The sequence below is a fragment of the Streptomyces angustmyceticus genome, from assembly GCF_019933235.1.
Taxonomy (GTDB): domain Bacteria; phylum Actinomycetota; class Actinomycetes; order Streptomycetales; family Streptomycetaceae; genus Streptomyces; species Streptomyces angustmyceticus.
This window is the reverse complement of sequence record NZ_CP082945.1, coordinates 253,182-268,198: the sequence shown is the minus strand read 5'-3', so window position 1 is coordinate 268,198 and position 15,017 is coordinate 253,182. Positions and strand designations below refer to the sequence as shown.

At 73.4% G+C, this 15,017-nt stretch carries 13 protein-coding genes; 3 read left to right on the top strand and 10 right to left on the bottom strand.

What is annotated here, in order from left to right; translation table 11 throughout:
- Positions 1-235: 235 nt before the first annotated feature.
- Entirely contained in the window at positions 236-2,038 is a 1,803-nt protein-coding gene (locus tag K7396_RS01190) for a M28 family peptidase (protein ID WP_208629157.1), read from the top strand.
- Between the two features lie 79 nt (positions 2,039-2,117).
- Here K7396_RS01190 and K7396_RS01185 read toward each other — a convergent pair whose 3' ends face one another.
- The 4 genes from K7396_RS01185 to K7396_RS01170 all read right to left on the bottom strand — a co-directional run bounded on the left by K7396_RS01185 (position 2,118) and on the right by K7396_RS01170 (position 5,884).
- Entirely contained in the window at positions 2,118-2,444 is a 327-nt protein-coding gene (locus K7396_RS01185; RefSeq protein WP_086720299.1) for a hypothetical protein, read from the bottom strand.
- A gap of 81 nt (positions 2,445-2,525) precedes the next feature.
- Positions 2,526-3,368 (bottom strand): DUF1206 domain-containing protein, encoded by an 843-nt coding sequence (locus K7396_RS01180; RefSeq protein ID WP_086720300.1) that lies wholly within the window; start codon positions 3,366-3,368, stop codon positions 2,526-2,528.
- A gap of 176 nt (positions 3,369-3,544) precedes the next feature.
- Complete coding sequence (locus K7396_RS01175; RefSeq protein WP_086720301.1) at positions 3,545-4,834, bottom strand: PP2C family protein-serine/threonine phosphatase; 1,290 nt, start codon at positions 4,832-4,834, stop codon at positions 3,545-3,547.
- A 156-nt stretch (positions 4,835-4,990) separates the two neighbouring features.
- Positions 4,991-5,884: a Vgb family protein gene (locus tag K7396_RS01170; protein ID WP_086720302.1), complete on the bottom strand. Its 894-nt coding sequence runs from the start codon at positions 5,882-5,884 to the stop codon at positions 4,991-4,993.
- Positions 5,885-7,299: 1,415 nt separating this feature from the next.
- On the opposite strand from K7396_RS01170, the gene K7396_RS01165 reads away from it, so the two are divergent.
- Positions 7,300-8,181 (top strand): SigB/SigF/SigG family RNA polymerase sigma factor, encoded by an 882-nt coding sequence (locus tag K7396_RS01165; protein WP_086720314.1) that lies wholly within the window; start codon positions 7,300-7,302, stop codon positions 8,179-8,181.
- A 33-nt stretch (positions 8,182-8,214) separates the two neighbouring features.
- On the opposite strand, the gene K7396_RS01160 is transcribed toward K7396_RS01165, so the two are convergent.
- From K7396_RS01160 to K7396_RS01150, 3 genes are all read right to left on the bottom strand, one after another.
- A complete protein-coding gene (locus K7396_RS01160) occupies positions 8,215-8,634 on the bottom strand; it encodes a PPOX class F420-dependent oxidoreductase (RefSeq protein WP_086720303.1) in 420 nt (139 codons plus the stop codon).
- A gap of 75 nt (positions 8,635-8,709) precedes the next feature.
- Entirely contained in the window at positions 8,710-10,008 is a 1,299-nt protein-coding gene (locus K7396_RS01155; RefSeq protein ID WP_086720304.1) for a PP2C family protein-serine/threonine phosphatase, read from the bottom strand.
- A gap of 105 nt (positions 10,009-10,113) precedes the next feature.
- A complete protein-coding gene (locus K7396_RS01150; protein ID WP_086720305.1) occupies positions 10,114-10,872 on the bottom strand; it encodes an IclR family transcriptional regulator in 759 nt (252 codons plus the stop codon).
- A gap of 178 nt (positions 10,873-11,050) precedes the next feature.
- On the opposite strand from K7396_RS01150, the gene K7396_RS01145 reads away from it, so the two are divergent.
- A complete protein-coding gene (locus K7396_RS01145) occupies positions 11,051-11,677 on the top strand; it encodes an alpha-ketoglutarate-dependent dioxygenase AlkB (RefSeq protein WP_086720306.1) in 627 nt (208 codons plus the stop codon).
- Positions 11,678-11,812: 135 nt separating this feature from the next.
- On the opposite strand, the gene K7396_RS01140 is transcribed toward K7396_RS01145, so the two are convergent.
- The 3 genes from K7396_RS01140 to K7396_RS01130 form a co-directional block, all read right to left on the bottom strand.
- Positions 11,813-12,091 carry a hypothetical protein gene (locus K7396_RS01140; protein ID WP_086720307.1) on the bottom strand — a complete coding sequence of 93 codons (279 nt, stop codon included), beginning with the start codon at positions 12,089-12,091 and terminating at the stop codon, positions 11,813-11,815.
- Positions 12,092-12,398: 307 nt separating this feature from the next.
- Positions 12,399-13,886, bottom strand: a complete 1,488-nt coding sequence (yczR, locus tag K7396_RS01135; protein ID WP_086720308.1) for a MocR-like transcription factor YczR — start codon at positions 13,884-13,886, stop codon at positions 12,399-12,401.
- A gap of 220 nt (positions 13,887-14,106) precedes the next feature.
- Positions 14,107-14,871, bottom strand: a complete 765-nt coding sequence (locus K7396_RS01130) for an ankyrin repeat domain-containing protein (RefSeq protein WP_086720309.1) — start codon at positions 14,869-14,871, stop codon at positions 14,107-14,109.
- Positions 14,872-15,017: the final 146 nt, after the last annotated feature.

Sequence of the window (15,017 nt, the reverse complement as noted above, 5' to 3'; positions counted from 1 at the left end):
CCGGTTATCGGGCGCCACCTGCCGTTTTTCGTCAAACACGGCGCTGCGCCGGGACATCCGTTGACGCGGTGGGTGCCGCGGTGTGATGGTACGGCGGCCTGGGTCATGGACATGTCGCCCTTCTGTCGTGCGGACGCCTCCCCACGGGGCCGAAGCGGGCAGGACGACGACGCCGCAACGACCCGGCGCTCCACCAGAACCTCCGTCGGTAGCACTCCCTACCCCTCAAGGAGCCATGGTGTTCCGAAGACTCGCGGTGGCCGGCGTCTCCCTCGCCGCCACCCTCCAGGCAGCCGTGCTGCCCCTCGCCCCCACCGCTGCGGCCGCCCCGCAGGCCGCCCAGCCGCTCCACCCGCCCCTCAGGGCGATATCGGCCGTCGACCGGGCCGCGCACCACACCACCGCCCGCACCCGGGCCGCCGAAGCCCCCGACATCGACGTGGCCAAGGTCCAGGCGCATCTGACCGAGCTGAACGCCATCGCCGCCCGCAACGGCGGCACCCGCAAATCCAGCGGCCAGGGCTACCGGGACTCGGTCGCCTACGCCAAGGCCAAGCTGCAGGCCGCCGGTTACACCGTCACCGAACAGCCCTGCACCTCCGGCTGCGCCACCGGCGCCGGCCCCAACCTGATCGCCGAATGGCCGCAGGGCGACGCCGGCAAGGTCTACATGTTCGGCTCGCACCTCGACAGCGTCGGCGCGGGACCGGGCATCAACGACAACGGCTCCGGCTCCGCCGCGCTGCTGGAAACGGCACTCACCCTCGCCCAGCAGCACCCCGCCATGGCGGCCCGCGTCCGCTTCGGCTGGTGGACGGACGAGGAACAGGGCCTCAACGGCTCCGACTTCTACGTGGGCTCCCTCTCCTCCGCCGAGCGGTCGAAGATCAAGGCGTACTACAACTTCGACATGATCGCCTCGCTCAACGGCGGCTACTTCATCAACCACCTGACCTCGGCGGCCGCCCAGCCGATGAAGGCGTACTGGGACTCACTGGGCCTCCAGCCCGAGGAGAACACCGAGGGCGCAGGACGCTCCGACGACTACTCCTTCGAGCAGGCGGGCATCCCCACCTCCGGATACGCGATGGGCGCCAGTGCCCGGAAGACCTCCGCGCAGGCGGCCAAGTGGGGCGGCACCGCGAACCGCGCCTACGACTCCTGCTACCACCAGTCCTGCGACACCACCAGCAACATCAACGCCACCGGGCTCGACCGCAGCGTCGACGGCATCGCCGCCACCCTCTGGAAGGTCGCCGTCACCGACACCGCACCGGCGAACGACTTCTCCCTGACCGCCGGCCCCGCCGCCGGCAGCGTCGACCCCGGCGCCTCGACCACCAGCACCATCTCCACGGCCACCACCAGCGGATCCGCCCAGACGGTGACGCTGTCGGCCTCGGGCGCTCCGGCCGGTGTGACCGTCTCCTTCAGCCCCGCCTCGGTCACCTCCGGCGGCAGCTCCACCATGACCCTCGCCACGACGTCGGGCGCGGCGCCCGGCACCTACCCCCTCACCGTCACCGGCACCGGGTCCGTCACCCACACCACGCCGTACACCCTGACGATCAAGGGCGCCGGCGGCTGCACCGCCCAACAGCTCCTCGCCAACGGCGGGTTCGAGAACGGCACCACCCCCTGGACCGGTGACACCGGCGCGATCGGCGCCCACGCCGGCCAGTCCGCCCACAGCGGCAGCCGCTTCGCCTGGCTCGGCGGCTACGGCTCCTCCGCCACCGACACCCTCAGCCAGTCGGTGACCGTGCCCGCCGGATGCAGCAAGGCCACCCTGACGTACTGGCTGCACATCGACACCGACGAGACCGACCGCACCGCCTACGACACCTTCAAGGTCATGGTGGGCAGCACCACCCTGACGACCCTCTCCAACACCGACGCGTCCAGCGGCTACACCCAGCGCTCCCTGGACCTGAGCCGGTACGCCGGCCAGCGGATCACGCTGACCTTCACCGCCACCGAGGACTCCAGCCTCCAGAGCAGCTTCGTCGTCGACGACGCGACCCTGCAGACCGGCTGACACGACGGCCCGGAGGGGCGGGCGGCGTGCCCGTGCCCGCCCCTCCGGGCCGTCTCTCCGCGTTCGGCGGCCCGTCCGGTCAGGCGGGCGCCTCGTCCGTCGCACAGCACGACGCGGCGTAGTGCCCCTCCTCGCCCGTGGGCGTCCAGCCGCCGGTGCCCCGCCCGGGGTCGGCGAGGGTGAAGCCGTTGTCGAGCAGTTGCGCGCCGAGGGACGCGGCGGGGAAGCCGCTGCCGTCGGGCGTCTCCTCGACGGGCCACAGCGTGACGAGCAGGGCCTCGGTGTCACCGGTGTCGGGTTCGCTGTCGAGACTGGCGACTTCGAGGTGCCAGCGGCCGTTGCGCACAAAGACCTCGGCGCGGTACGCGGCGCGTGCGGCCGGGGCGTTCTGATGGGTCTCGGTCATGCGAAGGGTGCTCCTGTCGTGGGGGAGGGGTGCCGGACGTCCCGGGACGATTCTGCGGGACGGTGTCCGGAACGAGCCGGTTCAGATGTTCCGCCAGCGGGCCATGGCGAACGAGAAGAGGCCGAACAGCGCGAGTCCCGCGGCGATCGCGGCCAGCAGCCAGGGGCCGAACGAGGTGTCGGCGAGGGAGCGGAGCGTGTCGTCCATGCCTTTGGCGCGGTCGGGGTCGTAGCTCACCGCGGCCTTGACGACGAAGGTGCCGGCCACCGCGAACACCCCGCCACGGGCGGCACCGCCCGCTACGCCGAGGACATCGACCCCGCGCCTGACGGGCCGCGACATCCCGCTCCGGTCGAGGTGTTTGTGGAACGAGCGCCGCGCGGCCCGCACCGCGATCCAGATGCCGGCCACGGCGATGCCCGCTCCCGCCGCGCCCACCAGCCACGGGCCGCCGGGCAGGTCCAGCGCCGTGGCCGTGGCGTCCCGGGACTGCTGGTCGCTCGCGCCGCTGCCGCTGCCCTTCTCCCCTGCCGCGAAGGACAGCACGGAGAACGACACCACGCCGTAGAAGACGCAGCGCGCGAGCGAGAGCAGCCGCGTCCCGGTCTTGTGGCCCTCGGGTCCGGCCGCGCCGAAGGCCGCCTCGGACAGCCGCCACAGCGCCATCCCCGCCAGCCCCAGGCCGAGCGCCCATATCAGCACGCTGCCGAACGGCCGGGCGGCGATCTCGGCCAGCGCTCCGCCCCGGTCGGCCTGCTCGCCGCTGTCGCCGAACGCGATCCGCAGTGCCAGCACCCCCACCAGCAGGTAGATCACGCCCCGGGCCGCGAAACCACCGCGCGCCGCGGCCCGGACCGCCGGGCTGCGCGCGGCGCGCCGGGCGGTGCGTCGTCCGATGTGCGGTAGCGCGGTAGTCGATGGCATCCGTGACCTCCAGAGGGCTCCTGCCCCGCCGTCGGGGCGCACCCGGCCGGTCGCGGGGACCGACGGGAGCGTGATGCTTCTGCCCCGTCGCCGCGGACACACTCCGGATGCCTTGGCAGGACGGATCCCCTCGGCCCCGCCGTCCGCCTCCTGCGGGGGACCGTGCCCCCGGAGCCCTACAGGACGTCTCTGGCGGGTGGGGCCCAGGGAGTCGCGAGGGGCGGCTCGGCGGTGCTGTGCTCCGGGAGGCCGGCGAGGGCCTCGACCCGTGCGGGACGGTAGGGGGTGGGGCCGCTCCACTCCAGCAGCAGGACCGTGGCGTCGTCGCCGAGCCGCCCGTCGTGGTAGGCGAGATGGCGCCTGATCAGGCGGCGCAGGGTCTCCGGGACGGGCAGCCCGTCGGCGTGGTGCTGGATGAGGAAGTCGGTGAAGCCCGCGAGTCCGAACTCCCGGCCTTCGTGGTTACGGGCCTCGGTGATGCCGTCGGTGTACAGCAGCAGGCGGTCGCCGGGCTCCAGCTGGTCCCGGCTGAGGGTGGGCAGCATCCCCAGGTCGGTGCCCATGGGCGGCGCGGGCGGGCAGGTCAGGCCGAGTGCGGTGCGTCCCTTGCGGATGACGACCGGAGTGGGGTGGCCCAGGCTGGTCCAGGTGAGCACGCCGGTGGCGGAATTCAGCTCGGCCAGGAGGCCCGTGGCGTAGCGGCTCGAACCGAACTGTTCCACGAGGGCGTGCTCCACGGCCTCGGCGATCGACAGGATTCCGGCGTTCTGCCGGCGCCGGTTGCGGCTGGCGGCGACCGCGAGGTTCGCGGTGAGCCCGGCGGCGGTGTCGTGGCCCATGGCGTCGAAGAGCGCCAGATGCACGGTCTCCTCGGCGATCGCGTAGTCGAAGACGTCACCGCTGACCTCGTAGGCGGGCTCCATCACCGCGCTGATCAGCACCCGGTCGGTGGCGAAGGTCCGCGGAGGCATGATGCGCCACTCCATCTCGGCGGCGACGTTCATCCTCCGGCGCCGCACCAGCTGGGCGTAGGTGTCGCTCGCTCCCCGCTTGCTGACGATCATCAACGCGATCAGCCCGGCGAGGTTGCGCAGGTCCACGGCGGCCTGGGCGTCCATCTCCGTGTCCGGCGCGGCGGAGGCGCGCAGGACGCCCAGCCGCTCGGTGCCGTCGAGCAGCGGAACCCACCAGTGGCCGGCCTCGGACGTGGGGCCCCCGACGATGCCCCCGGTCTGGAACGCCCGCCCGGCGAGGGTGCCCTCCACCCGCACCACGTCCGGCGGCGCCTCCGCCCCGCCGCCGGCACCGGGGCCACGGCCGGCGAGCAGGCACAGGACGTCCTGCTGGAGATCGGCCAGGTAGACCAGCACCCCCGGCCAGCCGACCCGGGCGGCGTGCTTGACGACCAGGTCCGGCAGCTGCTCCAGCGTGATCACATGGCTGGCGGCGATCAGGTCACCCAGCATCCGCGCCCGGGCGTCTGGACTGCTCATGCGGGCACCTCTCCTCGGATCGCAGCTCGCCGAGCCTTCGCCCCGTGGGCTGTCCCTGCGGTGGCATCGCCTCCGCCCACGCTGCCGACGGCGATGCCTGTCCTCTCGATGGTGACACCGACAGGCAGCTCAGGGCGTCATCCGGGCGATCGCGCCGGTCTCCAGCGCCACGTACAGCGCGCCGTCCGGCCCGAAGGCCAGGCCGTGCGGTTCCGAACCGGGGGTCGGCAGGTCGTACTCCTCGATACGGCCTCCGGGGGTGAGGGAGCCGACGCGGTTGGCGCCCCATTCGGTGAACCAGCAGGCGCCGTCCGGGCCGGCGACGATCGCGTGCGGCCGGCACGCCGGGTCCGGCAGGGGGAACTCGTCGATCCGTCCGCCGGTGGTGATCCGCCCGATCCGGCCGGCGCCTATCTCGACGAACCAGAGCGCGCCGTCCGCGCCGCAGGTGATGCCGACCGGCGCGGCGTTGCCGGCCGGGAGCGGGTAGAGGGTGACGTCGCCGTCGAGGCCGAGACGGCCGATCGCGTGTGCCTGGTTGAGGGTGAACCACAGGGCGTCGTCGGGGCCGGTCGTCAGGGCCGAGGGGAAGGCGCCGGTGAGGGGCAGCGGGAACTCCGTCACCCGGCCGTCCGTGTCGATCCGCCCGATGCGGTCGCTGTGCAGCTGGGTGAACCACAGGGCGCCGTCCGGGCCGGACGCCAGGCCGAACGGGCCGCAGCCGGGATCGGGCACGGGGAACGAGGTCGCCTTCCCGTCCACCGTGATCCGTCCGATGCGGCCGTCCCGGCTCCGGGTGAACCACAGTGCCCCGTCGGGCCCCGGGGTGATGACGGCGGGCCCGCAGGAGGCGGAGTCGAGTGCGAACTGGTCCAGCCGGCCGCCCGGCGTCAGGCGGGCGATCCGGCCGGCGTGGACCAAGGTGCACCACAGGGCGTCGTCGGGGCCCGTGGTGAGGGCGTAGGGGCCGGCATGGGCGTCGGAGACCGGAATCTCCTCGAACGAGACGGTGCGGCGGGACATCGGCTGGCTCTTCCCTGACTGTTCTCTACTGCAACGAATGTTGCATTAACAATGCCACGGGTGCCGCCGCACGCGCAACGGAATTTCCGTCGCGATCCCCGGACCGCGACGGCCCTGCCCTGCCCGCCCGCCGTCGCGTCCCGGCCCGGCAGGCGCGCCGCGATGCCCTCGACGAGGAACGCCGGGCTGAGCGCGAACTGCTTGTCCATCCCGGCTCCCGAGGGGGCGGTCATCCACTCCGTGAGCAGGGGGTCGCGCCCGCCCTCGGCGGCCGGCGCGCGGGCGGCGGTGATGGCCTCGCCGAGCTGCTGCGGCGAGTGGAGCCCGTACCGGCGGCGCATCAGGTGCGGGTCTACGTCCACTGGGGCCAGGTCGAACCGGAGCCGGGGTGCTACGCCTGGACGGCCGTCGATGCGGTCCTCGGCCAGCTGGACCCGGCCGACGAGGTGTGGGTGACCGGGTGCTCCAGCTCCCCGTGGGCGACCCGGCACGCGACCGGCTTCCTGCCGTCGTCGCCCGCCCGCGACCCGCGGCACTGCGCGCGCTTCGTCGGCGATCTCGCGGCCCTCTGCCGGGGCCGCGTCCACTACTGGCAGTGCGACAACGAGCCCAGCAACACCGGGCTCCTGTGGGCCGGAACCGCGCCGGATCACGTCGAGCAGCTCACCGCCCTCCACCGCCGGGTGCGCGCCGCCGACCCGGACGCGCGGGTCGTCCCCGGCGGGTGCGGCTACGACGTGCTCGCCGGTCCCGCCGACGGCCCGGCCCGGCAGTTCTTCGGCCATGTCCTCGCCCACGGTCGCGACGCCTTCGCCCTCTTCTCCGTCCACCTCTACGGCGACCCGCACGACATCCCCGAGCAGGTGGCGACCGTCCGCCGGATGATGCGCCGGCACGGCTACGAGCGGCCGGTGGTGGCGGGGGAGTACAACGGGCCGACGCTCTTCGAATTCCCCGACGCCCAGGCCGCGTTCCAGCAGACCATGATGGCGGCCTTCGCGGCGTCCGGCCCGAACTGGCCGCGAAGCGGGACCGGATCAACTGCCGCCGGCTCGTCACCCGCAATATCCTCGCCCTCACCCGGCGCCACCCGTCCGCCGACACCTTCGCCAAACTCACCGCCTGCCTCGACGGGACCACGCACGTCCGCCGCCTGGAGACCGACGCCCGGCCGGAGTTGTACGCGTCGAGGTGACCCGCACGGACCGCGGTCGGCTGCACGTGCTGTGGACGCCGGGGACACCTGCACCGGAGAGGACGAGCCCCGGACACCCGTCGACTGGCCGTGGCCCCATGCGACGGTCCCGGCGGCCCGGCGGCGCGGGCAAGGAAGGACAGGCGGCGGGACATGCCTGTGGCGGCGTCGGGTAGGGGAGCGTCCGACGGGGGCTCAGCAACAGGCGGGAGCCACGAGCATGAGCAGCATCAGCACCGTGAACGCCGGGACGGAGCCGCGGACCACATCGAAGGAGAGCACCGTTCCGGCTGCGACGGTGCTGCCACACATCCAGGTCCCGCAGCGGGTCGCGCCCTGCGACGCACGGGAGTTGTCCCGGCGGTTCCTGGAGCGGTTGCACGACCTGGAGGAGGGCACGCCCGAGTACCAGTACGCGCGCAACACCCTCATCGAGATGAACCTCTCCCTGGTGCGCTACGTCGCCCGCCGCTTCTCCAGCCGCAGGGACTCCGCGGAGGACGTCCTGCAGGTCGGGACGATCGGTCTGATCAAGGCGATCGACCGCTACGACCCCGCCCGCGACGTGGAGTTCACCACGCTGGCCGTCCCCTACATCCAGGGCGAGATCAAGCGGTTCTTCCGCGACACCACCTGGTCGGTGCGTGTGCCGCGGCGCCTGCAGGAACTCCGTATCGACCTGGCCCGCGCCCGGGAGGAGCTGGAGAGCGAGGGCGGCCACGAGCCCACCGTCGCCGACCTCGCGGCCCGTCTGGACCTGCCGGCGGACGAGGTGGCGGAAGGGCTGGTGGCCGGCAACGGCTACGACAGCGACTCCATGGACCGGCCCGTCCAGGCCGGCGCCAAGGGGCAGACCGGACTCGTCGCCGACCTCATCGGCACCGAGGACCCCGCCCTCGCCCTGGCCGAGGACGTCCAGGCCCTCAAGCCGCACCTGGCCGAACTCGACGACCGCGACCGCACCCTCCTGCGGCTGCGCTTCGGGGCGGAGATGACGCAGGCCGAGATCGGCAGGGAACTCGGGATCTCCCAGATGCACGTCTCCCGCCTGCTGGCCCGCGCCTTCGCCACCCTGCGCAAGGGCCTCCTGGCCGAGAAGTGACGCGCCCGGAGAGGCGGCCGGCCGCTGCCGTGGTCAGCCCGCCTGGCTGCTGTCCTTCATGCTGCCCCAGCCGTGCCAGCGGTCGATCTCGATCCAGGCACTGACCCGGCGGCGGTCCCGCTGCGGATACGGCGTGCCGAGGTACTGCCGCGCCAGCCGGTCGATGTCCGCGAGCCCGTCGTCGTCACGGAACGCGGCGACCCGGCCGACGATGCTGAGGTGCGTGTACCAGTTGCCCTCGTCCAGCACGGTCAGCGAGACCCGCGGGTCGTTGCGGACGTGCTCCAGCCGTTTGCGGCCCTCATCCATGTTGACCAGGATCCGGCCGTGGTCCCAGAGGTACCAGGTGGCCGTGGACACCGGCTGCCCATCCGGCCGCAGCGTCGTGATGACGGCCGGATTCGCCTTGCCCAACATGGCGACCGCGGCGTCGGGAAGCGGTGGTTTCGACATACGAGGCGCTCCTCAGCAGGTGCGTACCGTGCCGTGGGCCGTCCGGAACGGCCCACATGGCCGACTGTACTCAGCTCACCACCGGCACCCGTCCTCCGGTTCGCCGCCACACCGCACACCTCCGCCGAGGTGCTGCTCTTCGGCGGCCATCCGAGGGGAGCAGCACCGTCCGGCCGGCGGGCCGGCTTCTTCCGGTGCCGCCGGCGCACCGGCAGGCTTCCGCAGCAGGAGCATGGCGGCGTCGTCGTGCAGTTCGCCGCCGACGTGCGCGAGCAGGTCCTCGTGCAGCGCGGCGAGGGTGCGGGAGGGGTCTTCCGTCAGGTGCCGGGACAGCCGTTCCGGGAGCGGGTAGAACTCCCGCCGGTGGTCGCGGGCCTCGGTCACGCCGTCGGTGTAGAACAGCAGTTGGTTGCCGTCGGACAGGGCGATCTCCTGGAGGGCGGGGGCCTCGCCGGCCAGGGACCGCAGGCCCAGGGGCGGGGCCGGACGGACAGGATCGACGGGCAGCACACCGGAGTCGTGGACCAGGAGCGGAGCGGCGTGCCCGCAGTTGACCAGCTCCATCCGGCCGTCCTCCGGATAGCCGGCCAGCACCGCCGTGACGAAGTCGTCGGGACCCAGGTTGCGGGCGAGGCTCCGCTCGATCCGGTGGACCACGTCGAGCAGGTCCGGCTCGTCGTAGGCCGCTTCCCGGAACACGCCCAGAACCAGCGCGGCGATGCCCACCGCAGGCAGCCCCTTGCCCCGGACGTCGCCCACGATCAGCCGGACCCCGTACGGCGTCGGCACCAGCGCGTACAGGTCCCCGCCGACCCGGGCCTCGGCCGCGGCGGCGCTGTAGCGGACCGCCGTCTGGAAGTGCCCGACCGTCGTCGGCACCGGCTTGAGGAAGGCGTGCTGGGCGGCCTCGGCGACGGAGCGCACGGCGGCCAGCACCTGCTCGCGGCGCCTGCGCAGGGCACTGGCCAGAGCGCTGGCCAGCGTCACGGCGGACAGCGTGGACAGGACGATCGCCTGCTCGGTGCCCGGCGCACCACCGTGCACCCCCAGCGCCGCACCCAGTGCCACCGCCAGGACGCCGATCCGGAGTACTCCCCACGGCCCGCTGGTGGCCGCGGCCAGCGCGGGGCCCACGGCGAGCAGCGGCAGCCACGCCATCCCCGTCCCGCCGGAGAAGGCGAGGATCGCCACGGCCGCAATGATCAGCACCGGCGCGCCGGAGGTGTAGTGCAGGCGGGCGCCCGCCGCACCGGACGCCTCGTCGCCCCGGGGCGGAACGAGGTGTCGGACGGCTGCCCGCAGGGCGGAGAACGGCTTCGTGGGCTGCCACCGCGGCCGGTGGCGGTCGGGGCGATGGATCGGGGCTTGGCGCATGGAGTGGTCCGAGGCTCGCTTCCCTACTCAGTGCACTGGCACGTGGAAAATGTCCGTTTCCATAAGGAAAGCGGCATCTGTGGGGAAGCGGCAAGGGCCGGGATTTCAGATAGTGAGCGAGAGTCCCCTGGTCACACGGCTCGCGGTGGGCAGCAGCCGGTTGCGGACCTCGTCGATACGGGACACCCGGTCCGCCCGGAGCGATACGCCGAGGGATCCGAGCGTCTGACCGCTGTAGACCGGCACCGCGACGCAGAACGTGCCGAGCGCGTACTCCTCCATGTCCGTGACCAGCGGCGCCGTGGGCAGGGTGTCGAGCGTGCGGAGCAGCTCGGCGCGGCCCGTGATGGTGCGGGGCGTGAGGTCGGCGAGGGGGTGGCGGGAGAGGTAGTCGTCGCGGGCCTCGTCGTCCAGTTCGCGCAGCACGCACTTGCCCAGCGCCGTCGCGTGCCCGGCCTCCTCGAAGCCCACCCACAGGTCGACCCGGGGCGCCCGGGGGCCGTCGACGATCTCGGCGACGCGGATCTCGCCGTCCTCGTAGAAGGTCAGGTAGGCGGCGGCCGACAGCTCGTCCCGCAGCGCGGCGAGCGCGGGGCGGACCCGGTTGAGCAGGGCCTGCCCCTGACCGCCGGCATGCAGGGTCTCCAGCCGGTCTCCCAGGACGAAGCCGCCGTCCTCCAGCTTCCGGACGTACCCGTCGTGAGCCAGTGTGCGCAGCAGGTGATAGGTGGTGGCCAGCGGCAATCCGGTCTCGCGTGCCAGCTGCTTCGCCGGTGCGCCGCCCTCGTGCGCACCCACGGCCTCCATCAGGCGGAAGGCGCGCTGGACGGAAGTGATGAGCGTAGGGCCGTCTCCGTTGCCCATGTCTTCAGCGTGCGCCCGGCGCCCCGCACAGGCAAGGCCGGCCGGGTGGGCGCTCGTGGGGGCGTGGCGCCGGCCGGTCCGGCGCGTGGTGGCTGCCGCGCGCCGGACCGACGGAGCCGGACGCCCGGCGCGCAACGGCGCACAGAACACATATTCGATTATTGGGTACCCTGGCAGCATGGCCACGCACCTCCAGGGCTCGCTCTTCGACCAGGCCGACGAGATGTCTCTCGGCCCGCTGGACGGGCTGCGCAGGACCGGGCTCGGCGACGGGGCCTGGCTCGACCTGCTGCCCGGATGGCTGAGCGGGGCGGACGCCCTGTTCGCGCGGCTCGCCGCCGAGGTGCCCTGGCAGGCCGAGCGCCGGCGGATGTACGAGCAGGTGGTGGACGTACCGCGGCTGCTGGCCTTCTACCGGGCCGGCGACGCGCTGCCGCACCCCGTGCTCGACGAGGTGAGGGACGCGCTCTCCGCCCACTACGCCACCGAACTCGGCGAACCCTTCACCACCGCCGGACTCTGCTACTACCGGGACGGCCGCGACAGCGTCGCCTGGCACGGCGACCGCATCGGCCGCGGCAGACGCGAGAACACCATGGTCGCCATCCTGTCGGTGGGGGCGCCGCGCGATCTGCTGCTCCGCCCACGGGGCGGCGGCCACGCCGTACGGCACCCGCTCGGACACGGCGACCTGCTCGTCATGGGCGGCTCCTGCCAGCGGACCTGGGAACACGCCATCCCCAAGAGCGCCCACGCGGCGGGACCCCGGATCAGCGTCCAGTTCCGGCCGCACGGCGTGCGCTGACGCCCGGGCCTTCCTGCCGCCGCGGGGCCGCCCCGGTACCGCGCGAGGTCTCGGCGTGCGTACATCGCTCTGTGTGCAAAGGGGCAGGGCCCCCGAGTCCGTGGCGACTCGGGGGCCCTGCAACAGGGGGAGCGGTCAGTGGCGGCGGCAGACCAGGTGCTCCCGGTGCCAGGTACGGGTCCAGTAGCCGGGGTGACGCACGCCGTGCCGGTCACGCCAGGCCGGGTGCCAGGTCCGGGTCCAGTGCCCGTGGACCATGTGGCACCGCCCCCTGTCGATGTGTCGCGTGGGCGAGTGGTCTCCGGGGTGCGACGGCGCGGCCGAGGCGACGCCCACCGAGGAGAGGAGGGCGCCTCCGGCGAGGGCAACGGTGGCGGCGCCGAGGGCGATGGCGCGCTTGAATCCGTCAGTCATCGAGGATTGCCTTTCTGCATTGCCATGGTGCGAGATGCCCCGCCGATGGCCGGGCAGGACAGAGAATGCACCCGCGAAGCCCGCCAAATCCGGCCAACACCAAAGGCTTTACACAATCCAGAAGAAAGGCCAAATGAAGCAATTATCCGACTAATGTGGCCGGAGGGGCGAGACCGTCTCCTGGTGGTCGCGGTGGTGCCGGGCGGCGTTGCGGGAGCTCGGGGGAGGACGCCAACTCCGGTGCGGCGCGCACCGGGTGGCGGCCCCCCGACAGGGCGCGCCCGCAAGCGGGTCCGAGGCGGACGGCTCAGACGATCCAGTGCTCCCGCCGGCCGGTACGTGACGGTGCCGGGCCCTCCGCGAAGGCGGCGGCCAGGCGGCGCACGGCGTCACGCAGGATGTCGGGAGACGCGGTGTACGGGATGCGCAGCCGCTGCTCGAACAGGCCCGGGTCGGGGGCGAAGTGTGTACCGCCCTCGACCCGCACCCCGTGGTCCAGGGCCCGGTCGGCCAGCGCCGAGGCGACCGGGGCGCCGAGATCGGCCCACAACGACAGCCCACCGGGCGGCAGTTGCCATCTCCACTGCGGCACCTGCTCGGCCAGGGCCGCGGTCAGCGCCTCCCGCTGCCGGCGCAGCTGTTCCAGCCGGGCCGGCAGCAGTTCCCCGGCGCGGGCCAGCAACGAGACGGCCAGCAGCTGGTCCAGGACCGAGCCGCCCATGTCGGTGGCGACACGCTGCCCGGCGAGTTCGGTGACCAGTCGCGCGGGGGCGCGCAGCCAGCCCATGCGCAGACCGCCCCAATGGGTCTTGCTCATCGAACCGATGGTGATGACCTGGCCCGCCCCGCCGGGCGTGGCGCGGGAGGCGAAGGGCGGCGGGGCGGGGACGTCGAGCGCGAGGTCCGCCAGGGTCTCGTCGACGACCAGCCATGCGCCGCAGCGCCCCGCGGCGCGCAGAACACGGACCCGCTCCTCGTCGGGCATGAGGCAGCCGGTCGGATTGTGGAAGTCCGGGATCAGATAGGCGAGTCGGGGAACCGCCCGGCGGAACGTCGATTCGGCGATCTCGATGTCCCAGCCCGTATCGGTCACCGGGACCGACAGGGTGCGCAGCCGGGCGCGGCGCAGGGCCTCCAGCGCGTTCGGGTACGACGGGTTCTCGACCAGGACCCGGTCACTGGGTCGGCACAGCAGCCCCAGGACGAGGGTGAGCGCGTGCTGGGCGCCGGCGGTCACCAGGATCTGTTCGGGCACGGTGGCCAGCCCCCGCCGGGTGAAGCGTTCGGCGACGGCGGCACGCAACTCCGGGAGGCCGTAGGGGTGGTAGCCGGGGGTGTGCGCATGCTCGGCCAGGCGCGGGGCGACCTGGACGAGGGCGTCGAGAAGGGCCTGCTCCGGCAGTCCGGGGGCGGCCCTGGCCAGGTCGATCGCGGGGTCCTGGGGGCCCAGGAGCCGGGTGATGCCACTGGGGGCCCGGCCCTCCGGCAGGGCCGTCCAGGTACCGGAGCCCCGGCGGCTGTGCGCGTAACCGCTCTCGCGCAGCAGGTCGTACAGGGCGGTGACGGTGGCCCTGCTGGTGTTCAGGGCGAGGGCCAGTTCCCGTTCGGCGGGAAGCCTGACGTGCAGCGCGAGACGTCCGTCCAGGATCAGCGCGCTGATCGCTCGGGCCAGGTGGCGATAGGCCGGACGCGCCTGCGCCGGGTCGGGCAGCATCGCGGCGAGCTGCCGGCTCCCCACGCTCCGGTCGGTGCGCCCCGCCCCTTCCCCGCGCCGGAACGGACCCGCTTCGGCCATATGACTCTCCCGGAACGGCTCGTGTTCCCCGGCCGGTCACTCTACCGATGTGCCCCAACGGCCTTGCACGGCAAGGGTGCCGGGGCGCGTGGGATGCGAGGTGCCCGGGTCGCGAGGCGCACGGGCCCGGCGGCCCACCGTCCGGAGGAGAAGTGACCTGGTGTGTGGCAGGACGCCACGGGCACCGCGCCGGCCGCCCCCGCCGTCCCGCCGACGGTCCTCAGTCCCGCGGGTGTTCCCGCAGCAGCGCCACGATCGCGGCGTGCCCCGTTTCCGCCTGCCAGGTGGCCCCGGCGGTTCCGTCCGGTGCGCTGACCGTGACCTCGATCAGCTCCGTGCCCTCGGGACGGGGACTGCGCAGGACCTCGCACCGGCCGGCGGGGGCGGAGCGCGCTCGCTCCCGCAGCTCGTCCGCGAGGTCCTTGCCGCACTTCGCGCGGGCGATGCTCGCTGCCGTACGCCCCTCCGGGTCGGTGCGGCGAGGATCGGCGCCGTGGCGCAGCAGGGCCCGCACCACCGCGATCGACCCCCGCTCGGCCGCCGCCATCAACGGGGTGCGCCCGCCCTGGTCCGCGTCGGGATCGGCATGCGCTTCGAGCAGGAGGCGGGCGGTGCGGTGGTGGCCGCCGGCAGCCGCCCACATCAGGGGGGTGAAGGACGTGCCGTCGTCCTCGCGCCGGTCGGGGTCGGCGCCGTGGGCGAGCAGTTCGCGCACCACCTCCCAGTGGTCCCAGGACGCGGCCGCACACAGCGGCAGACCTTCGCTTCCCGGCCCTCCCCTGCTCTCCGCATCGGGCGCGGCGCCCGCTTCGAGGAGCAGCCGCACCATCTCCGTGCGCCCGCTGACCGCGGCGAGGTACAGCGGCGTGTCCCCGTCGGGGTCCGGTGCGGACGGGGAGGCGCCCTGCCGCAGGAGCGCCTCGGCCCGGTCCACCTCGTCCTCGTGGACGGCGGTGACGAGTCGCCGCGTCAACGCCTCGGTCATGCGGATTCCTTCCCCGGGAGCGTCATCGCCGGTGCGCAGGCGCTCAGGGAAGAGGCGCGCGGGGTGCTCCCGGAGGCCGAGGCTAATTCCGCAATTCGCGGGTGTCGACGCAATTCGGGTGCGGGGGCGCACGGCAGGTCGCGCGG